The sequence below is a fragment of the Actinomadura luteofluorescens genome (assembly GCF_013409365.1).
Taxonomy (GTDB): domain Bacteria; phylum Actinomycetota; class Actinomycetes; order Streptosporangiales; family Streptosporangiaceae; genus Spirillospora; species Spirillospora luteofluorescens.
The window spans coordinates 3,274,439-3,293,254 of sequence record NZ_JACCBA010000001.1 but is presented as its reverse complement, the minus strand read 5'-3'; the positions used below and the strand labels follow the sequence as shown (position 1 = coordinate 3,293,254).

The 18,816-nt window shown below is 71.8% G+C and carries 18 protein-coding genes and 1 pseudogene; 10 read left to right on the top strand and 9 right to left on the bottom strand.

What is annotated here, in order from left to right:
• Positions 1-6: 6 nt before the first annotated feature.
• The 6 genes and pseudogenes from BJY14_RS15165 to BJY14_RS15140 all read right to left on the bottom strand — a co-directional run bounded on the left by BJY14_RS15165 (position 7) and on the right by BJY14_RS15140 (position 7,292).
• Positions 7-763 (bottom strand): annotated as a pseudogene (locus BJY14_RS15165) (amino acid ABC transporter ATP-binding protein).
• A 24-nt stretch (positions 764-787) separates the two neighbouring features.
• On the bottom strand, positions 788-1,777 hold the full coding sequence (locus BJY14_RS15160) for an amino acid ABC transporter permease (protein ID WP_179844197.1): 990 nt from the start codon (positions 1,775-1,777) through the stop codon (positions 788-790).
• Positions 1,761-2,696 carry a transporter substrate-binding domain-containing protein gene (locus tag BJY14_RS15155; protein WP_179844196.1) on the bottom strand — a complete coding sequence of 312 codons (936 nt, stop codon included), beginning with the start codon at positions 2,694-2,696 and terminating at the stop codon, positions 1,761-1,763. Before BJY14_RS15155 ends, BJY14_RS15160 begins: the two co-directional genes overlap by 17 nt.
• Entirely contained in the window at positions 2,693-3,541 is an 849-nt protein-coding gene (locus tag BJY14_RS15150) for an urea carboxylase-associated family protein (protein ID WP_179844195.1), read from the bottom strand. Before BJY14_RS15150 ends, BJY14_RS15155 begins: the two co-directional genes overlap by 4 nt.
• Complete coding sequence (locus tag BJY14_RS47215) at positions 3,538-5,604, bottom strand: hydantoinase/oxoprolinase family protein (protein ID WP_218905386.1); 2,067 nt, start codon at positions 5,602-5,604, stop codon at positions 3,538-3,540. Before BJY14_RS47215 ends, BJY14_RS15150 begins: the two co-directional genes overlap by 4 nt.
• Positions 5,601-7,292 (bottom strand): hydantoinase B/oxoprolinase family protein, encoded by a 1,692-nt coding sequence (locus BJY14_RS15140; RefSeq protein WP_179844194.1) that lies wholly within the window; start codon positions 7,290-7,292, stop codon positions 5,601-5,603. The genes BJY14_RS47215 and BJY14_RS15140 overlap by 4 nt, the downstream gene beginning before the upstream one ends.
• A 226-nt stretch (positions 7,293-7,518) precedes the next feature.
• Between BJY14_RS15140 and BJY14_RS15135 the strand changes: the two genes are divergently transcribed.
• From BJY14_RS15135 to BJY14_RS15125, 3 genes are read left to right on the top strand one after another with little or no spacing between them, the layout of a single operon-like run.
• Positions 7,519-8,265, top strand: coding sequence for a PIG-L deacetylase family protein (locus BJY14_RS15135; protein WP_179844193.1), 747 nt, complete (start codon positions 7,519-7,521; stop codon positions 8,263-8,265).
• 28 nt (positions 8,266-8,293) lie between these two features.
• The gene (locus BJY14_RS15130) at positions 8,294-9,028 is read left to right on the top strand and encodes a 4-carboxy-4-hydroxy-2-oxoadipate aldolase/oxaloacetate decarboxylase (RefSeq protein WP_179844192.1); all 735 of its coding nucleotides are present in this window, start codon (positions 8,294-8,296) and stop codon (positions 9,026-9,028) included.
• Positions 9,025-10,110: a 4-oxalomesaconate tautomerase gene (locus tag BJY14_RS15125; protein WP_312879242.1), complete on the top strand. Its 1,086-nt coding sequence runs from the start codon at positions 9,025-9,027 to the stop codon at positions 10,108-10,110. The genes BJY14_RS15130 and BJY14_RS15125 overlap by 4 nt, the downstream gene beginning before the upstream one ends.
• A gap of 21 nt (positions 10,111-10,131) precedes the next feature.
• Here the strand turns inward: BJY14_RS15125 and BJY14_RS15120 are convergent, their stop codons facing one another.
• Together BJY14_RS15120 and BJY14_RS15115 are read right to left on the bottom strand one after the other, a co-directional pair.
• Positions 10,132-10,809: a GntR family transcriptional regulator gene (locus BJY14_RS15120; RefSeq protein ID WP_312879240.1), complete on the bottom strand. Its 678-nt coding sequence runs from the start codon at positions 10,807-10,809 to the stop codon at positions 10,132-10,134.
• A gap of 136 nt (positions 10,810-10,945) precedes the next feature.
• Entirely contained in the window at positions 10,946-11,593 is a 648-nt protein-coding gene (locus BJY14_RS15115; RefSeq protein WP_179844191.1) for a TetR/AcrR family transcriptional regulator, read from the bottom strand.
• 134 nt (positions 11,594-11,727) lie between these two features.
• Between BJY14_RS15115 and BJY14_RS15110 the strand changes: the two genes are divergently transcribed.
• Positions 11,728-12,396, top strand: coding sequence for an SRPBCC family protein (locus tag BJY14_RS15110; protein WP_179844190.1), 669 nt, complete (start codon positions 11,728-11,730; stop codon positions 12,394-12,396).
• A gap of 30 nt (positions 12,397-12,426) precedes the next feature.
• Here the strand turns inward: BJY14_RS15110 and BJY14_RS15105 are convergent, their stop codons facing one another.
• On the bottom strand, positions 12,427-13,182 hold the full coding sequence (locus BJY14_RS15105) for a DUF5919 domain-containing protein (RefSeq protein WP_312879239.1): 756 nt from the start codon (positions 13,180-13,182) through the stop codon (positions 12,427-12,429).
• Between the two features lie 264 nt (positions 13,183-13,446).
• On the opposite strand from BJY14_RS15105, the gene BJY14_RS15100 reads away from it, so the two are divergent.
• The 6 genes from BJY14_RS15100 to BJY14_RS15075 are packed head-to-tail and all read left to right on the top strand — an operon-like array spanning position 13,447 to position 18,791.
• A complete protein-coding gene (locus BJY14_RS15100) occupies positions 13,447-13,890 on the top strand; it encodes an ATP-binding protein (protein WP_179844189.1) in 444 nt (147 codons plus the stop codon).
• A gap of 55 nt (positions 13,891-13,945) precedes the next feature.
• Entirely contained in the window at positions 13,946-14,482 is a 537-nt protein-coding gene (locus BJY14_RS15095; protein ID WP_312879238.1) for a SigE family RNA polymerase sigma factor, read from the top strand.
• Complete coding sequence (locus tag BJY14_RS15090; RefSeq protein ID WP_179844188.1) at positions 14,479-15,534, top strand: hypothetical protein; 1,056 nt, start codon at positions 14,479-14,481, stop codon at positions 15,532-15,534. The genes BJY14_RS15095 and BJY14_RS15090 overlap by 4 nt, the downstream gene beginning before the upstream one ends.
• 44 nt (positions 15,535-15,578) lie before the next feature.
• Entirely contained in the window at positions 15,579-16,508 is a 930-nt protein-coding gene (gene deoC / locus BJY14_RS15085) for a deoxyribose-phosphate aldolase (RefSeq protein ID WP_179844187.1), read from the top strand.
• 5 nt (positions 16,509-16,513) lie between these two features.
• Positions 16,514-17,947, top strand: a complete 1,434-nt coding sequence (locus BJY14_RS15080; RefSeq protein ID WP_218905385.1) for an aldehyde dehydrogenase family protein — start codon at positions 16,514-16,516, stop codon at positions 17,945-17,947.
• The gene (locus BJY14_RS15075; RefSeq protein WP_179844186.1) at positions 17,940-18,791 is read left to right on the top strand and encodes an aldehyde dehydrogenase family protein; all 852 of its coding nucleotides are present in this window, start codon (positions 17,940-17,942) and stop codon (positions 18,789-18,791) included. The genes BJY14_RS15080 and BJY14_RS15075 overlap by 8 nt, the downstream gene beginning before the upstream one ends.
• Positions 18,792-18,816 lie beyond the last annotated feature (25 nt).

The window sequence follows — 18,816 nt, the reverse complement described above, 5'->3', positions numbered from 1 at the left end:
CGCCTTTCACAGGATCGTCGAGAGGAACCCGCGGGTCCTCTCGTGCAGGGGGTCGGCGATCACGTCGCGGGCGGGGGCCGACCTCGACGACGCGGCCCTCGTCCATGAAGACGAGGCTGTCGCCGGCCTCGCGGGCGAACCCGGTCTCGTGGGTGACGACGATCATCGTCATGCCGGTGCGGGCGAGGTCGCGGATCACCGCGAGGACCTCGCCGACGAGCTCGGGGTCCAGCGCGGAGGTGGGCTCGTCGAACAGCATCACCTTGGGGTCCATCGCGAGGGCGCGCGCGATCGCCACGCGCTGCTGCTGCCCTCCGGAGAGCTGCCGGGGATAGCTGCCCGCCTTGTTGGCGAGCCCCACGTCGGCGAGGAGCTTCCTGCCGGTGGCCTCCGCTTCGCCCGGCCTGACCCCCTTCACCCGGATCTGGGCGGCGGTGACGTTCTCCAGCACGGTCATGTGCGGGAAGAGGTTGAAGTGCTGGAAGACCATGCCGATCTGGGACCGCTGGCGGCAGACCTCCCTGCCGCCGAGGTGCTGGAGGCGTCCGCCCCTCCCCTCGCGGTAGCCGACGAGTTCCCCGTCGACCCGGATGCGCCCGGCGTCGATCGTCTCCAGGTTGTGGATGCAGCGCAGGAAGGTGCTCTTCCCGGACCCGGACGGCCCCATCACGCAGACCGTCTCGCCGCGCTCGACCGTCAGCGACACGCCGTTGAGGACGGGCGTGGCGCCGTAGGACTTGTGCACGTTGTCGGCGCGCACCATCGGTTGCTCCATGCGGCCCTCCTCCTAGAGCTTCCGCAGAACGGGCATGCGCCGCTTGAGGGCGGCGAAGCGGTCGATGCCGTCGTCGAGGTGACCGCGTGAGAAGTACCGCTCCACGTAGCGCTGGCCGATCGAGAGGACCGTGACGAGGACGAGGTACCAGATCGAGGCGACGATGAGCAGGGGGATCGTGCCGAAGGTGCGGTTGTAGATGGTCTGGGCGGAGTGCAGGAGTTCGGGCACCGCGATGACGCTCGCCAGGGCCGAGTACTTGAGCATGGCGATGATCTGGTTGCCGGTGGGAGGGACGATCGCCCGCATCGCCTGCGGGAGCACGATGCGCCGGACGACCTGGACGGGCGTGAAGCCGAGCGCCCTGGCGGCGACGGTCTGCCCCCGGTCGACCGAGAGGATGCCCGCGCGGACGATCTCGGCGTAGTACGCCGCCTCGTTGAGGCTCAGCCCGATCACGGCCGCGGTGAAGGACGTCATCACCCGGTTGCTGTCGACGGAGGCGAACTCCGGTCCCCCGAAGGGGATCCCCAGCTTGAAGTGCGGGTAGAGCGTCGCGATGTTGTACCAGAAGATCAGCTGGACCAGGACGGGCGTGCCCCGGAAGAACCAGACGTAGGCGCTCGAGGCGAGGTAGGCCGCCGAGTTGTTCGACAGGCGCATCACGCCGAGGACGATCCCCAGCGCGATGGCGATGAGCATCGACAGGGCGACGAGCTGCGCCGTGACGGCGGTGCCCTTGAGGATCTCGGGCGCGAAGAGGTACTGGCCGACGACGTCCCATTCGAACCCGGGATTGGTGAACAGGGCGTGGGTCAGCCACACCGCCACGAAGGCCACGAGCAGCCAGGCGATCCAGTTGCCCGGTTCCCGGGCGCGGCCGGCCTCGACCGGTGTCGCCTCGCTCGGATCGGGGTGCGGGACGATCTCGTGGGCGCGCGGGCGGTTCGGCCGCCCGCCCCCGGAGGCGGACGGCCGCGCGACGTCAGGACCCTGTTTCATTGCGGATCTCGCTCGTCTTGAGGGCCTGGTCGGTGACCTTCCACCTTTCGAGGATCTTCTGGTAGGTGCCGTCGTTCATCAGGGACAGCAGTGCGGCCTGCACGGCCTTTCCGACCTCGGGCTGCTTCTTGGAGTAGGCGATCCCCGAGAGGGTGCGGGACCCGGGAATCGTCTCCTTGCCCATCACCAGGCCGTTGCCCGAGGTGGCCGCCACGTACTCGCCCACCGCGCGGTTGGTGAGGAAGACGCCGCGCTTGTTGCCCACGGCGAGGATCGTGGCCGCGCTCTTGTCGAAGACGTGGATCGTCATCTTGGGCTTGCCCTTGGCGGCGCACTCCTTCTCGGAGTACTGCCGGGTGAAGTCGAGCGGCCCGGTCCCCTGGGTGCCCACGAAGGTCTTCCCGCACATGTCGCCCGGGGTGACCTGGGGGGAGTAGTCCTTGTGCTGGATGATGCCCAGCGTGTTCTGGATGTAGTCGACGAAGTTCACCGCCCGGAGCCGTTCGGGTGTGGTGACGAGCTGGCTGACCGCCACGTCGTAGCGGCCGTTCTGCACGCTGGGGATGATGGTGTCGGCGCCCAGGTCGGCGATGCTGGTCTTCAGGCCGAGCTTCTTGCCGATCGCCTGGACCATGAGGACGTCGATGCCCGTGGTCTGCCCGCTGTCGTCCTTGTAGGAGAACGGCGGCCAGTCGAGCTCGCTCGCCACCTTCAGGGTGCCGGACTTCTTCATCGCCTCCGGCAGTTCGGCCTGCGCCTTCTTGTCGACGGCTATCGCGTCGATCTTGAGGGCCGCCCCGGTGTCGGGTCCCTTGCCGTCCTCGGCGGAGGTGACTCCGCAGGCCGTCAGGGCCACCGCCGCGGAGACGGCCAGGAGCAGCGCGCGGTCACGTCGTGGAGAGTGTCGCAGTACGTTCATGAGGTCCTCGTTCGGGTGGTGCCGCGTCCTTGGGGCCCGGCGTAGGTGGACGGCTCGGGCGTGGTCCAGCCGTCCAGCAGGGACGGGTCGAGATCGAAGATCTCGATGTGCAGGGGTCGGCAGTGCTCGGTGGTGTCCTGCGCGCCCGGCCCCCAGCGGGGCTGGGACAGGTCGCCGCCGCGGCAGTTCGACAGCGCGCACAGCAGGGGGATCTCGGCCAGGAACTCGATGTGGTCGCCGGCCTTCGCGGGGGACGCCGCGGTGTAGTACTTCCCGTCGACCAGCCCCGTCAGCTGGAAGACGTTCAGCACGTCGTGCACGTCCATCTCGCCCAGCCCGAACGGCTCCACGGCGGAGACGAGGTTCGTGTGGCAGTGGTCGTCCACGTCCTCGCCGGTCAGCAGCTTCTTCATGTGCGGGTCGCAGCGGGAGCCGAGCAGGTCGTGGCAGCCGCCGCCGTACTCGTCGACGCCGTAGGCGACGCTGTCACCGGTGATCGTCAGCATCGGCCGCAGGTAGGGCAGGCAGGACCACAGGCGGTCGCCGGTCGTGACGTGCGTCCCCTGGATCTGGCGGGTGCGCGCGGCCCAGAACCGCTCGCGCGGGTTCTCCGCGTTGAAGAAGTTGAAGTCGCCGACCTGCGGGCCTTCGGGCGTCGACACCCGGCAGACCTGGCCCGCCTCGACGCGCCACGCCTTCCCCGTGCGGATGGGGAGGGTGAACTCCTCGACGAGGGTGCGCCGGTCGGTCGCCTTGCCGATCGCCTCGTACATCGCGGTGTCGGTGTACTTGTCCGGCAGGATGCCGGTCGGATAGATCGGCTCGGGGCGCTGAGAGGTGGTCATTCGCCGTCTCCGCTCGTGATGGTCATGACGAGATTGCCCATGTCGTCGACCCGGACCGATCCGGAGGGGCCGACGACGACCGTCGACTCGGTCTCCTCGATCAGCGCGGGCCCGCTGACGGTGCCGCCCGGGGCGAGGGCCGCCCGGCGGTACACCGGTGTGTCCGTGTAGTCGCCGATCTCCGCGAAGTACGCGGGGCGGGAGCCGACGGGGTCCGTGGAGTGCGCGGTGGCGCCGGTGGCCAGTTCCACGGTCTTCACCACGGGCGAGGAGAGCGCGCGCAGCCGCCAGGAGATGACCTGGGCGGGCATGTCCTTGAGGACCCGGTCGAACCGGGTGCGGTACTCGGTCTCGAAGGCCTCGACCAGGCCGGCCGTGTCGTGGCCGCGGACGACGTCAAGCGGGATCGGCACCGTCAGCTCGTATCCCTGGCCCACGTACCGCATGTCGGCCGCGGCCTCCAGCCTGACGTCCGCGGGGTCGACGTCCGCCTCGTCGAGCTGGGCGCGCGCCTGGCCCTCCAGGTCCTTCAGGACGGCGTCCACGGCGTCCCAGTCCGGGTCGTCGAGGGGCACGACCAGCGACGTCGTGCACTCGACGGCACGGGGCGCCACCAGCATGCCGATCGCGGACGCGACGCCGGCCCCGCGCGGGAAGACGACCTCCCCGATGTGGAGGAGCCGGGCGACGTCGTAGGCGTGCACGGGCCCGGCCCCGCCGAAGGCGACCATCCGGTAGCGGCGCGGGTCGCGCCCCTGCTCGGAGATGTAGAGGCGGGCCGCGGTCGCCATGGCGTTGTTGACGACGTCGGCGATGCCGGCGGCCGTGGCGCGCCTGTCGGTGCGCAGGCCTGCGGCCAGCGCGTCGAGGGCCCGTCCCGCGGCGGCGGTGTCCAGCGTCATGGCGCCGCCGAGGAAGCTGTCCGGTGCGAGGTAGCCGAGCTCGAGGTCCGCGTCGGTGACGGTGGGCTCGGTGCCGCCCTTGCCGTAGCAGGCGGGGCCGGGGACGGCGCCGGAACTGCGCGGGCCGACCTTGAGCAGCCCGAGGTCGTCGATCCAGGCGATGCTGCCGCCGCCGGCGCCGATCTCGATGAGGTCGACGGTCGGGACCCGGACGGGGAACCCGCTGCCCCGCTTGAAGCGGTGGGCGCGGGCCACCTCCATCAGGTGGGTGCGCGCGGGCGCGCCGTCGTGGACCAGGGAGACCTTCGCGGTCGTGCCGCCCATGTCGAACGCGACCACGTCCTCGAACCCGCAGGTCGTCGCCATGTGGGCGGCGGCCATGGCGCCGGCGGCCGGTCCGGACTCGACCAGGGCGATCGGCCGCTGCGAGGCGGCGCGGGCCGTGGTGATGCCGCCGTCGGACAGCATGATCATCGGTGGGGTGCCGAGCCGGTCGGCGAGCCGCCGCAGGTACCGGGTGGCCAGCGGCTGCACGAAGGCGTTGGCGGCCGCGGTGGAGAACCGCTCGTACTCCCGGATCTCGGGCGCCACGTCGGCGGAGGCGCAGACCGTGAGCTCGGGGAACGCCTCCCGCAGGATCTCGGCCGCGCGCCGCTCGTGCACCCCGTTGCGGTAGGAGTTGATGAACCCGACGGCGACCGCCCGCACGCCCTGGTCGAGGAGCCGGCGTCCGGCCTCGCGCACGGCGTCCTCGTCGAGCGGCTCGACCTCGGAGCCGTCCGCCCCGATCCGCCCGTCCACCGTCAGCCTCAGGTGCCGGGGCACCAGCGCCTCGGCGCGGCGCAGGAACAGGTCGAAGGTGTCGTAGCGCAGCTCGTTGGCGATCTCCAGGACGTCGCGCCAACCGGTGGTGGTGATCAGTCCGGTCGGTGCGCCGCGGCGCTCGATCAGCGCGTTGGTGACGAGGGTCGTGCCGTGCACGACGAGCGGGGCCCCGCCGAGGGCGTTCAGGCCGTCGATGATGGCGTCGGTCGGGTCGTCCGGGGTGGTGGGGAGCTTGTGCACCTCCACCACGCCGCGGACGGGGTCGTGGACGGCGACGTCGGTGAACGTACCGCCGACGTCGACACCGGCGATTCTGGGTTCCTGGATCTCGTTCACAGTCCGTAGACCTCCCGGGCCGCGCTCTCCGAGACGAGTCCGGCGTGGACGTCGGCCCGGACGGAGTCGCGGTCGCGCTCGGCCGGGTCGCCGTAGCCGCCGCCGCCCGGATAGTCGATGTTGATCCGGTCTCCCGGACGGATCCTGCTGCGTCCCTTGAGCGGGAAGCCGTCGCCGCGGCCGTTGACCGTCACCCGGGAGGCTCCGCCCGGGTGGCCGCCGAGGATGCCCTCGGGGCGGTTGCGGACGTGTTCCACGAAGAGGGACAGGGTGCACTCGCCGGGGGCGAGCAACTCGATCTCGACGTTCTGCCCGAGCCCGCCGCGGTACTTGCCCGCGCCGCCGGAGTCGGGGAGGAGTTCCTTGCGCCGGATCCGCAGCGGAGCGGTGGCTTCCAGGGCCTCCATGGAGCCGGCCTCGATGTTGGAGGGGAAGCACGTTGTGGACAGGCCGTCGGCGACCGGGCGGGCCCCCATCCCGCCGTTGATGAACGGGATGGCGGTGAACTGCCTCCCGGACTCGTCGCGCGGGCCCGAGATCACGGCGCGCAGCGACGGTGCGCTGCCCGATTCGGCGATCACCCGGTCGGGGATGACGGGCGCCAGCGCCTTGTAGAGGGTGATGGCCAGGCAGTGGCCGACGAGCTGGCGGGCGTTGACCGGCGCGGGGTAGCGCGGGTTGAGGATCGAACCCTCGGGGGCCGAGACGGTGATGCAGCGGTAGGAGCCCTCGGCGCGCGGGGTGTTCGGGTCGAGCACGCACTTGAGCGGATAGCAGGTGTACGCGTCGGTGTAGGGCTTGACCACGTTGAGCGCTCGCGTCACCTCGGGTGAGGTGCCGGTGTAGTCGACCGTCATGGCGTCGCCCCGGACGGTGACGGCGACCTCCAGATGGACGGCCTCCCCGTCCATCGTCCCGTCGAGGTCGTGGGCGGCGCGGTAGGTCCCGTCGGGGATCGCGGCCACGGCCCGGCGCATCGACTGCTCGGAGAGCCGGCAGATCTCGCCGGAGATCTCGTCGAGGGACTCGACGCCGGTCTCGTCGGCGAACTCGACCAGGCGCTGGGCGGCGGTTCTACCGGCGGTGACCTGCGCCATCAGGTCCCCGACCACCTCGACCGGCATGCGCAGGTTCGCCCGCAGGATCCTCAGCAGCGTCTCGTTGAGTTCGCCCTGCTCGATGAGCAGCATCGGCGGGATGAACATGCCCTCCTCGTAGACCGAGCGGGTGTCGGCGGACCAGAGGGCGCCGCTGATGTCGGCCATGTGGGCGATGCTGCCGGTCCAGCCGAGGAGGCGGCCCTCCCTGAAGACCGGGGCGACGACCGTCACGTCGGGCAGGTGCCCGGAGGTGATCCAAGGGTTGTTCGTGCAGGCCACATCGCCGGGGCGCCACTGGTCGGCGGGGCGCCAGGCGAGCATCTCCGCGAGGGTCACGCCCATCGTCATGTTGAAACTCGGGATGCCGATGGTGTTCTCGGCGATCGCGTTGCCGCGGGCGTCGAAGACGACGCAGGCGAAGTCGTTGGACTCCGTGACGATGGGCGAGAAGGCCGTTCGTTTCAGCGTCGTCGCGGCCTCGTCGGCGATGGCGATCAGCCGGCTCCAGAGGATCTCCAATGTGATCGGGTCGATGCGCGCAGAGGGCGCCAGCTCCTCGTCGGCGGCGCCGATGTCGACTGCGGTCATAGCCCACTCCCTCCGTTGACCTGGGTAAAGGTGGGTGGCCCTATGGTTGGCGCGCCCCCGGCGCGCTGTCAACTATTCTGGCGAACAATTTTGTGCACCCAGATTGTTGACAATCCGTCGGCCACCTCACATGCTGAAGTCGGCCCGCCGCTCGAGGCGCCCCGCCGCACCCCCGAAACGTCCTCCCGGGTCGGCGGGCGAGGAGCCCCCAGAGATGAGGTAGAGCATGTCCACACGTCCGCCGGAGAGCCCGGCATCGCTTCTGGTCGTCAGCGCCCACGCCGGCGACTTCGTCTGGCGCGCGGGAGGCGCGATCGCGCTGGCCGCCGAACGGGGCGAGAGAGCCACCGTCGTCTGCCTGAGTTACGGCGAGCGCGGCGAGTCCGCCCGCGCCTGGCGTGAGGGCAGGCGGCTGGACGAGATCAAGGAGATCCGGCGCGCCGAGGCCGAGAACGCCGCGAAGGCCCTCGGCGCGGAGGTCGTCTTCCTCGACGCCGGGGACTACCCCCTGCGGGAGACCCCCGAGCTGGTCGACCGCCTCGTCCGCGTCTACCGCGACGTGGCCCCGAGCGTCGTCCTGACCCACACGCTCGCGGACCCCTACAACGGCGACCACCCGGCCGCCGCCCGCATGGCCCTGCAGGCGCGCGTGCTCGCCCAGGCGATCGGGTACGACGCGCCGGGCGACCCCCTCGGCGCCCCGCCGGTGTTCTGCTTCGAACCGCACCAGCCGGAGATGTGCGAGTTCCGTCCCGACGTCCTGCTCGACATCACGTCCACGTTCGAGCGCAAGCGCGCCGCGATGGAGTGCCTGCCCGCCCAGCAGCACATGTGGGACTACTACACCGATCTGGCCCGGCGGCGCGGCGTGCAGCTGAAGCGGAACGCGGGGCCGAACCTCGGCCTGCCGCACGCCACGATGGGCGAGGCCTACACGCGGCTCTACCCGCAGGTCACGGGGGCGCTGGCATGAGCGGCGGCCGGATCCGGGAGGAGTCCTGATGGAGAACGTGATCGTCACCGACCCGCCGCGCGCCCCGCTGGACCGGGTCGACGCGCTGGCCGCCCACGGCGTGGCCACCGTCCACGAGGCGCTGGGCCGCGCCGGGTACCTCGGGCCGGGCATCCGGCCGGTGCACCTCGGCTCGCGCATCGGCGGGACGGCCGTCACCGCGCTCTGCTGGCCCGGCGACAACCTCATGGTCCACGCCGCCGTCGAGCAGTGCCGCCCCGGCGACGTCCTGGTCGTCGCGACGACCTCGCACTGCGCGGACGGCCTGTTCGGCGAGCTCTTCGCCACCGCGCTGATGAAGCGGGGGGTGCGCGGGCTGGTCACCGCGACCGGGGTCCGCGACGTCGACGACCTGCACCGCCTCGGCTTCCCCGTGTGGTCCGCCGCGGTCAGCGCGCAGGGATCCGTCAAGGCCACCGGCGGGTGCGTCAACACGCCCGTCGTCATCGGCGGGCAGACGATCCGCCCGGGGGACGCCGTCCTGGCCGACGACGACGGAGTGGTGTGCGTCCCCCGGGCCGCGGTCGACCGGGCGCTGGAGGCCTCCCAGGCTCGCGCGGACAAGGAGGAGGCCGCACGCGCCGCCTTCCGGGAGGGCGAACTCGGCCTGGACCGGTACGGGTTGCGGGCCACGCTCGTCCGGCTCGGCGTCCGCTATGTCACCGCCCAGGAGTACGCCGCGGAGCGCGCGGCCGAGGACCGCGCGCTGGGGAGCGCCTCGTGACGGAGGCAACGGCGGACGGCGGCGTGCCGTGCATGCTCCTGCGCGGGGGCACGTCCAAGGGCGCGTACTTCCTCGCCGGCGACCTTCCCTCCGACCCCGCTGAACGGGACGATCTGCTGCTGCGCGTCATGGGCACGCCCGACCCCCGGCAGATCGACGGGCTGGGCGGGGCGACCTCCCTGACCAGCAAGGTCGCGGTCGTCTCGCGCTCCACCCGTCCCGGCGCCGACGTCGACTACCTCTTCCTCCAGGTGGGTGTGGACGAGGCCGTGGTCAGCGACCGGCAGAACTGCGGCAACCTCCTGGCGGGGGTGGGGCAGTTCGCCGTGGAGCGGGGGCTCGTTCCCGCCGGCGACCCCGAGACCGTGGTGCGCGTCCGCATGGTCAACTCCGGCAGCGTGGCCCGCACGCGCTTCCCCACCCCGGGAGGCGCCGTGCGGTACGCCGGCGGCACCGCGATCGCCGGCGTCCCGGGGACGGCGGCGCCGGTCGTGCTGGAGTTCGCCGACACCGTCGGGTCGGCGACCGGGCGGCTGCTCCCCACGGGCAGCGTGCGGGACGTGGTCGACGGGATTCCCGTCACCTGCGTCGACAACGGCATGCCGGTGGTCGTCGCCGCGGCCGCGTCGTTCGGCCTGAGCGGCCACGAGTCCCACGATGCGCTGGCCGCCGACCGGCGGCTGCTGGAACGCGTCGACCGGTTGCGGATCCGGGCCGGTGCGCTGATGGGGCTGGGGGACGTCACCTCGTCGTCCGTCCCGAAGACCACCCTCGTGGCCGAGCCGGGGGACGGCGGCATGCTCGCCACCCGGACGTTCATCCCCGTCAACCCGCACACCGCGATCGGCGTGCTGGGCGCCATCTCCGCAGTGACCGCCGTGCGCCTGCCCGGCGCCGTCGGCCACGACCTCACCGCGTCCTGGCCCGCCGGCGGCACCCGCGTGGACGTCGAGCACCCGACGGGGCACCTGGTGATCGAGGTGGACGTCGACCCGGCCGCCGAGCCGCCGGCGGTACGGCGCAGCGGCGTCGTGCGGACGGCGCGCAAGCTGTTCGACGGGACGGCGTTCCCCCGCGGCTGAGGCGCCCGGCCGCCGGCGGCCTCACTCGGCCGGGAGCGGTCCCAGCGCCAGCTCGTCGCCCTCGCCGAGGGCCCTGATCACATCGAGGACGTGCTCGCGCATGGCCGCCTCGGCGGCCCCGGCGTCCCCGCCGGCGACGGTCGTGATGATCCGCAGATGCTGGGGCAGGGACTCTCCCGGCCGCCCGGGGCGCAGGGCCAGCCGGAAGCGGTGCCGGACCAGCTGCGCGTGCATGCCCTCCAGCATCTCCATCGCGACCGGCTGGGCCGCGATCTCCCGGATCCGGGCGTGCAGCCGCTCGTTCAGCTGCGAGTACCGGAGCGGGTCCCCGTCCCGGACGGCCGCCTCCATGCTCGCGCCGATCGCGCGCAACTCCCCGGCCTCGTCCTCGGTGACGTTCTGCGCGGCCTTGCGCGCGCACAGGCCCTCCAGCACCATGCGGCACTCGTACATCGCGATCGCCTCGGCGACGGTGATCACGCGGACCCGGGCCCCGCGGTTCCTGATCCGCTCGACGAGCCTCTCGGCGGTGAGCTCCACCAGCGCCGTGCGGACGGCCGCCCGCTTCACCTGGAGCAGTTCGGCGAGATCGCCCTCCACCAGCCGCTGCCCCGGGGCCATCTCGCCCGCGAGGATCAGCGCGCGCAGCCGGTCGGCCGGGCTCTGGTCATCGGCGGCACGACCGCTCCCTCGGGACACCAACGGGGACTCCCCTCCGGATGCCCGCCGGGACTCGACGGGTGCCTATATTCGCACCAATATTAGCGCCATTTTCTCCGGCACCGAGGGCGCGGGGGTGGTTCGCGTCGCGGCCCGGGGCGTCCGGACCACCGGGTCAGCGCGTGGCCAGGCCGTCCACCTCGGCCGCGAAGAGCTCCGCCGGGTCGAAGCCCATCCCGGCGAAATGGCCCGCGAGCTCCAGGGACAGGACGCCGTGGCAGCGGGTCCAGAACGTCAGAGCAAGGTGCAGGGCCGCGGGCGGCGCCGGATGATCGCCCGCCCAGTCGCGGTGGCCCTCCAGATGCGCGCCGAACGGCGTGGCGGGCTCCTCCGGGGAGGAGGCCGCGCAGGCGTCGAGCAGGATCGCCATGATCTCGTCCGATACGGCCGTGGTGTCGTCCGGCGCGTGGTAGCCGGGCACGGGGGTGCCGTAGACGAGGAAGTACCGGTGGGGGTCTTCCAGGGCCCAACTCCGCACCGCGTGCGCGAGGCCCGCCAGTCCGGCGCCCGCCTCGGACGCGGAGCGCAGCGTGCCGGCGAGGCTCCGGTACGCGTCCCGGACGAGTTCGGTGATCAGCTCGTCGCGCCCGGCGTAGTAGCGGTAGAGCGCGGGCCCGCTCATGCCCATCCGCTTGGCGATCGCGTTGAGGGAGAGCGCGGACGCGCCCGCCGCGGCGATCTGCTCCCACGCGCGTTCCTTGATCTCCGCACGCACCTGCGCCCGGTAGCGCTCGCGCGGGCTCCCGGTCTCCGCCGCCGCCATGACGGGCCCCTCTCCGCCGCCGAAGCTACACCGCCAAGAATTAGTTAGAAGGTATCACCGAACCCGTTGACGCCCGGCGGGCCGTGCGGTTATAACTTCTAACGAAAGCAGGAACTTCTATCGAAAGGAACACAATGTCCAGTCGTCCCTTCCCGGTCCCGTCCGGCCGGCGGACGCGCGCGACCGCGCTCACGCTCTCGCTCGCCGCCGCCGGCCTGCTCGCGGGCACCGTCCCCGCCGCCCACGCCGCTCCGGTCCATGCCGCTCCCCGCCACGACGGGGCCGGGCCGCAGTGCCGCGGGGAGGGCGTCGACCCCGCCGCCCGCATCCGCTACCGGACCGACGTCCTGATCAAGGCGCCGCTGAGTACCGTCTTCAAGCTCCAGACGGACGTGGAGCGCTGGCCGGACTGGCAGCGGCCCGTCCTGTCCATGGAGCGCCTCGACCCGGGCCCCCTCCGCAGAGGGTCGCGGTTCCGGTGGACCACGCCCGCGCCCCCCACCCCGACGACGCCCGCCACGACGCTGACGATCACCTCCACCGTCCGGCAGCTCCGGCACGGCGGCTGCATCCTGTGGAGCGGCCCCGCGATCGGCGAGGGGATCCGCATCGACGAGGGCGTCCACCTGTGGACCTTCACCAGGGTCAGGGGAGGCGTCCGCGTGCACACCGAGGAGACCTGGACCGGCGACCAGGTCGAAGCGGACGTCCCCCTGGCCACCGAGATCCTCGGGCAGGGGCTGCGCGCCTGGCTGGACGACCTGAAGGCCGCCGCCGAGGCCCGCGCCGGCCACCGTCGGTGACGAGGCGCCGTCGGTGACGAGGCGCCGCCGCTACTGGGCGGCGAGCTCGGTGGTGGCGCGCCCGCCGTTCCAGAGCTCGGCGACGTGATAGGCGAAACGGTCGTACAACCCGTCTTCCTGCTGCCGCCTTATGTGGAACATCGGGGAGTCATGGCCCACGAGAAAGGCGAGATGCGGCGTGACCAGCAGTTCGTCGTCGAAGACGAAGACGCTCATGGCGATGTGCTCGTCACCGAAGCGCATGTCGATGCCGGGGGTTTTCAGGATCTTGGCCAGCTCGTCGAGAGTGACCTTGATCCGCGTGCTCACGGTGAGCGGAACCGATTCGAGTTCCTCGCGGCGCCGGGTGGTCTCGCTTTCGGGATCTCCGATCAGGAACCGGATCTCGCAACCGCGTTCGGCCTTGCGGCGCAGGGCGGCCCCGAGATTGGGGATCTCCAGCCAGAGGAAGTAGTTGGTGTAGCCGGCGAAGGTCAGTTCCCTGGTCGCTCCGCTGATGAGGCGGCGCCAGACGGCTCTGGGGCAGGCGGAGCGGTAGGGGTACACCGCGACGACCTCGCGGTCCGCTCCGGTCTTCATGTTCTTGCGGATGGCGTCGGGCCACAACATGCCCTCATCAACTCCCAAGGCGTCCGAGGCCGCCCAGCGGTGACGCGGGTGTGGCGTGCGACCTTCCTCGGCCACCCACCGGGCCACCGTCTTCGCGTCCACCTGACATGCTTCGGCGAGATCCCGCTCCGTCAGTCTCGCACGGGTCATGGCCTGTCGTAGCGCGTCATTGGTCACGCCTGCAACCCCTCTAACGGACGGGCGGGACGTTCTCAAAATTAACTCGAGAACGTTCTGGACGTCCCGGGAACGGTGTTCATTCGTCCACTCTCCGTGACCGATCCTCGAGTTTCGAGACGAGGCGGGCCCGGGCGCGGGAGATCACCCGGCTGGGCCCTTGACCGGAAGGGCAATTCCGGCCATGGCGGATATCGCGGGCGACCTGCTGAAGAAACCGGCGGAGGCGTTACCGGAGGGGCGGGACCGTGCCGGGGCGGCCGGGTGAGCGCCCGCGCCGTGGCCGGCCACGGGCTGGACACGGCGTTCCTGGCGGCGTGGACGGCTCCGGCCCAGGTCCGGATGCAGCTGTCGCTGCGGCTCGCCTCCTGGGGCATGACCGGGATCGCCGGGGACGTGGCGCTGATCGCCAGCGAGCTGGTGACGAACGCGGTCCGGCACGCGGGCGACGGAGAGATCCGCGTCCGGTTCACCCGGGAGGCGCGCGGAGTCCTCCTGGAGGTGTGGGACGCCTGCGACCGGCGGCCGGTGTGCAGGCGTCCGGCGCCGTCCGCGGACGCCCCGCCGCGGACCCCGGCCCCCGACCCGGGCTACGACTACGGCATGGGCGGACGCGGCCTGCTGATCGTCGAGGAGCTGGCGGCGCAGTGCGGCGTGGTCCCCACCGAGCCGCGCGGCAAATGGGTCTGGGCCCGGGTCGCCCTGTGAGGAGTTCCGGGCGCGGGCGTGCAACCTTTCGCGGGGGCCGGCGCATCAGGAAGGTGTGGAGCAGTCGAGGAGCGCGCGGTCCGCGAGCCGTGACGAGGAGTTCACCGCCTACGTGACGTCGCGGATGGCTTGGTTACGCCGGGTCGCGTACCTGTTGTGCCAGGACTGGCACCGGGCGGACGACCTCGTCCAGTCCGCGATCACGCGCCTGTACCTGCACTGGCGGAAGGCGTCGGCGGCCGAGAACCTCGACGGCTACGCGCGGACGGTGCTGGTCAGGGTGTTCCTCGCCGAGCAGCGCGGCGGCTGGCGGCAGCGGGTCCGGGTCGTCGACCGGATGCCGGACGAGGCCGCCGAGTCCGCCGACCACGCGGGCCGGATCGACCTGCGGTCGGCGCTGGCGGCGCTGCCTCCGAGGCAGCGGGCCGCCGTGGTGCTGCGGTTCTACTGCGACCTGTCGATCGAGCAGGCCGCCGGCGTCCTGGACTGCTCGGCCGGGACGGTCAAGAGCCAGACCGCGCGCGGTCTGGACGCGCTGCGGCGCGCACTGGAGCCGGCATGGGATCTCGCGGAAGGGGAGAAGCCGGCATGAACGACCTCAAGGAGAGGCTGGAACGCCTCGCGGACGCCCCCGCCCCCGCCTCGGCCGTGGACGCCGCGGCCGCGGTGGCGCGGGCCCGGCGGATCCGGCGGACGAGACGGGCGGCCGCCGCCGCGGTCGTCGCCGTGGGCGTCACCGCGGCCGTCGCGGTGGTCGCGCTGGTCCCGTCGTCCGGTGACCGTTCGAGCGGGGTGGTGGTCACGGCCAAGTATCCGAGCCCGCTGGTGGAGAAGGCCGCCTTCGGGTGGCTGCCCCCCGGTTACGCGCGGACGCGGGTCACACAGGACGAACAGCGTGCGACGGTGTTCACGGCGTCCGCCGGGCGCGGGCCGGGGAGCATGGCGATCGAGCTGAGCGTGCTCCCGCCGGGGGTGCGGCCGGGCATCCCGCGGCTGCCGGGAGGACGCAAGGGGCGCCTGACGAGGGCGGCGCCGGTCAACGGGCGCCCCGCCTACTGGTCGATCAAGCCCGGCGGCCCGGGGTCGGCCCAGGTGGCGGCGGAGTTCCGGTGGGAGTACCGCCCGAAGGCCTGGGCGCTGCTGTCGGTCAACGACCGCGCCGTCGCCGACCCGGCGACCGTCCAGCGCATCGCGGCCGGGGTGGGCTTCGGCGGCGGGCGGCCGGCCGCGTTCCCCGTGCGCGTCACCGGGCTCCCGGCCGGGCTGAAGATCACGAGGGTCTGGGCCGGCACGCTTCCGGACGCCATGTTCTCCTTCGCCGTCCCCGGGCGGGACGGCGAGCTGATCATCTCCCTGACCCCGGCCCGTCCGCGCGGCCGGTCCTCCGACGCCAACACGACCGTCGACGGGCATCCGGCGTTCGACACGCGGATGCCGCACCCCGGGCCGACGATCGGCCGGGTGCCCGCGGCGAAGTCGCAGATCCTCAATGTCTACGGGGTGCGGGGGTTCGACGTCGGCCTCCAGGCGACCGGGGAGCCGCTGCGCCGCCTCCAGGCCGGGGGCGGGCTGACGGGCCTGTACCGCCGGACCACTCCGCTCGGCGCCGACCGGGCCCGCTGGACGACCGAACCGCTGCGCTGAGCGCCTGTTTTGTGCCTGAGGCGTAGTTCGGCGATGCTTGGGGAGTGTCAACGGAGACTCTGAACAGCGCCGCCGAGTTGCGCGCCTTCCTGCACGGTCTGCCGGGTGTGGACCAGGTCGGTGCGGAGGAGCGGGCGGGGCGGCTCGCGTCCCGGTCGATCAAGGCGTCGGCGAAGGCCGAGGCGATCGATCTGGCGATCTCGATGGTGGATCTGACCACGTTGGAGGGTGCGGACACGGCGGGGAAGGTGCGGGCGTTGTGTGCCAAGGCCGCGCACCCCGACCCGTCGGATGCCTCGGTGCCGAAGGTGGCGGCGGTGTGCGTGTATCCGGACATGGTCGAGGTCGCGGTGCGGGCTTTGGCCGGGTCGGGGATCGGTGTGGCGAGTGTGGCGACGGCGTTTCCGTCGGGGCGGGCGCCGATGGAGGCCAAGCTGGCCGATACGCGGGCGGCGGTGGCGGCGGGCGCGGCGGAGATCGACATGGTGATCGATCGGGGCGCGTTCCTGTCCGGTGACTACGGCAAGGTGTTCGAGGAGATCGTCGCGGTCAAGGAGGCGTGCGGGCCCGCGCACTTGAAGGTGATCTTGGAGACGGGTGAGCTGGCCACCTTTGACAATGTGCGGCGGGCGTCGTGGCTGGCGATGCGGGCGGGGGCCGATTTCATCAAGACCTCGACCGGCAAGGTGTCGCCGGCGGCGACGTTGCCGGTGACGCTGGTGATGCTGGAGGCCGTCCGTGACTACCGGGCCGCCACGGGGCGGCAGGTCGGGGTCAAGCCCGCGGGCGGGATCCGCACCACCAAGGACGCGATCAAGTATCTGGTGCTGGTGAACGAGACCGCCGGCCCGGACTGGCTGACGCCCGAGTGGTTCCGGCTGGGGGCGTCGTCGGTGCTGAACGACCTGCTGATGCAGCGCCGCAAGCTGGCCACCGGGGTGTATTCCGGTCCCGACTACTTCACGCTGGACTGAGGGGCATGACTGTGTTCGATTATGCGCCGGCGCCTGAGTCCCGTTCCGTGGTGGACATCCGCGGCTCCTACGGGCTGTTCGTCGACGGTGAGTTCACCGGCGGGCACGGCGAGCCGTTCAAGACGATCAACCCGGCCGATGAGAGTGTTCTGGCCGAGGTCGCCTGCGCGGACGAGGCCGACGTGGACCGCGCGGTGCGGGCCGCGCGCACCGCCTACGACAAGGTGTGGGGCCCGATGCCGGGGGCCGAGCGGGCCAAGTACCTGTATCGGATCGCGCGGATCGTGCAGGAGCGGTCGCGGGAGCTGGCGGTGCTGGAGTCGATCGACAACGGCAAGCCGATCCGCGAGTCGCGGGATGTGGACGTGCCGCTGGTGGCGGCGTGGTTCTTCTACTACGCCGGGTGGGCCGACAAGCTGCGCCATGCCGGGTTCGGGCCCGATCCCAGGCCGGTGGGGGTGGCGGGGCAGGTCATCCCGTGGAACTTCCCGCTGCTGATGCTGGCCTGGAAGATCGCCCCGGCGCTGGCCTGCGGCAACACCGTGGTGCTCAAGCCGGCGGAGACGACGCCGCTGACGGCGCTGCTGTTCGCCGACATCTGCCGCCAGGCCGAGCTGCCGCCCGGCGTGGTCAACATCGTCACCGGCGCGGGTGAGACCGGTCGCGCGTTGGTGGCGCATCCGGGGGTCGACAAGGTCGCCTTCACCGGTTCCACCGACGTCGGACGGCAGATCGCCCGCACCCTCGCCGGGACCGGGAAGAAGCTGACCCTGGAGCTCGGCGGCAAGGCCGCCAACATCGTCTACCAAGACGCCGCGCTCGACCAGGCCGTCGAGGGCATCGTCAACGGGATCTTCTTCAACCAGGGCCACGTGTGCTGCGCCGGGTCGCGGCTGCTGGTCCAGGAGTCGGTCGCCGGCGAGGTCCTGGAGCGGCTGAAGGCCCGGATGGCCACGCTGCGGGTCGGTGACCCCCTCGACAAGAACACCGACGTCGGCGCGATCAACTCCGCCGCCCAACTCGCCAGAATCCGCGAACTGTCCGATGCCGGGGAGGCCGAGGGCGCCGAGCGCTGGTCGCCGCCCTGTGAGCTGCCGTCCCAGGGGTTCTGGTTCGCGCCCACCCTGTTCACCGGAGTGGCGCAGTCGCACCGGATCGCCCGCGAGGAGATCTTCGGGCCGGTCCTGTCCGTGCTGACGTTCCGCACCCCCGACGAGGCCGTCACCAAGGCCAACAACACCCCCTACGGGTTGTCGGCGGGCATCTGGACCGAGAAGGGGTCGCAGATCCTGTGGACCGCGCAGCGGCTGCGGGCCGGGGTGGTGTGGGCCAACACCTTCAACAAGTTCGACCCGGCCTCCCCCTTCGGCGGCTACAAGGAATCGGGGTTCGGCCGCGAGGGCGGACGCCACGGACTGGAGGCCTACCTCAATGCCTGACCGTCTGGCCGTGCGCAAAACCTACAAGCTCTACATCGCCGGGGCGTTCCCCCGATCCGAATCCGGCAGGTCCTACCCCGTGACCGACCCCAAGGGCCGCTTCCTCGCCAACGCCTCCCACGCGTCCCGCAAAGACGCCCGCGACGCCGTGGTCGCCGCCCGCAAAGCCTTCCCCGGCTGGTCGGGGCGCACCCCCTACAACCGCGGCCAGATCCTCTACCGGATCGCCGAAATGCTCGAAGGCCGCCGCGACCAGTTCACCGACGAACTCCGCCACACCGGCGCGTCCAAGAACACCGCCGCGGCCGAGGTGGACGCCGCCGTCGACCGCTGGGTCTGGTACGCGGGCTGGGCCGACAAACTCGACGCCGTCGCCGGGGCCGCCAACCCCGTCTCCGGGCCCTTCTTCAACTTCTCCACACCCGAACCCACCGGCGTCGTCGCCGCCATCGCACCCGACTCACCCCTCCTCGGCCTGGTCTCCGTCCTGGCCCCCGTCATCGTGTCCGGCAACACCACCGTCGTAGTCGCCTCCGAACCAGCGCCGCTACCCGCCATCACCCTCGCCGAAGTCCTGGCGACCTCCGACCTGCCCGGCGGTGTCGTGAACCTCCTCACCGGCCACCGCACCGAACTCGCGCCCTGGCTGGCCGCCCACATGGACGTCAACGCCATCGACCTCACCGGCGCGCTCCCCGAGCACGTCCAGGACCTGGAGGACAAGGCGACCGGGAATCTCAAGCGCGTTCTTCGCCCCGCGGGCGACTGGTCCGAAGAGCCCGGAACCGCACGCCTGACCGCGTTCCTGGAGACCAAGACCGTCTGGCATCCGGTGGGCGTCTGAGCTGATATGACGCTGCGTGTGTAGA

Bases quoted from the DNA above. Each gene is read 5' to 3' on its own strand.
- BJY14_RS15080 (WP_218905385.1), top strand. From the start codon at position 16,514: ATGACTGTGTTCGATTATGCGCCGGCGCCTGAGTCCCGTTCCGTGGTG.
- BJY14_RS15155 (WP_179844196.1), bottom strand. From the start codon at position 2,696: ATGAACGTACTGCGACACTCTCCACGACGTGACCGCGCGCTGCTCCTG.
- BJY14_RS15130 (WP_179844192.1), top strand. From the start codon at position 8,294: ATGGAGAACGTGATCGTCACCGACCCGCCGCGCGCCCCGCTGGACCGG.
- BJY14_RS15160 (WP_179844197.1), bottom strand. From the start codon at position 1,777: ATGAAACAGGGTCCTGACGTCGCGCGGCCGTCCGCCTCCGGGGGCGGG.
- BJY14_RS15090 (WP_179844188.1), top strand. From the start codon at position 14,479: ATGAACGACCTCAAGGAGAGGCTGGAACGCCTCGCGGACGCCCCCGCC.
- BJY14_RS15110 (WP_179844190.1), top strand. From the start codon at position 11,728: ATGTCCAGTCGTCCCTTCCCGGTCCCGTCCGGCCGGCGGACGCGCGCG.
- BJY14_RS15140 (WP_179844194.1), bottom strand. From the start codon at position 7,292: ATGACCGCAGTCGACATCGGCGCCGCCGACGAGGAGCTGGCGCCCTCT.
- BJY14_RS15135 (WP_179844193.1), top strand. From the start codon at position 7,519: ATGTCCACACGTCCGCCGGAGAGCCCGGCATCGCTTCTGGTCGTCAGC.
- BJY14_RS15150 (WP_179844195.1), bottom strand. From the start codon at position 3,541: ATGACCACCTCTCAGCGCCCCGAGCCGATCTATCCGACCGGCATCCTG.
- BJY14_RS15115 (WP_179844191.1), bottom strand. From the start codon at position 11,593: ATGGCGGCGGCGGAGACCGGGAGCCCGCGCGAGCGCTACCGGGCGCAG.
- BJY14_RS15075 (WP_179844186.1), top strand. From the start codon at position 17,940: ATGCCTGACCGTCTGGCCGTGCGCAAAACCTACAAGCTCTACATCGCC.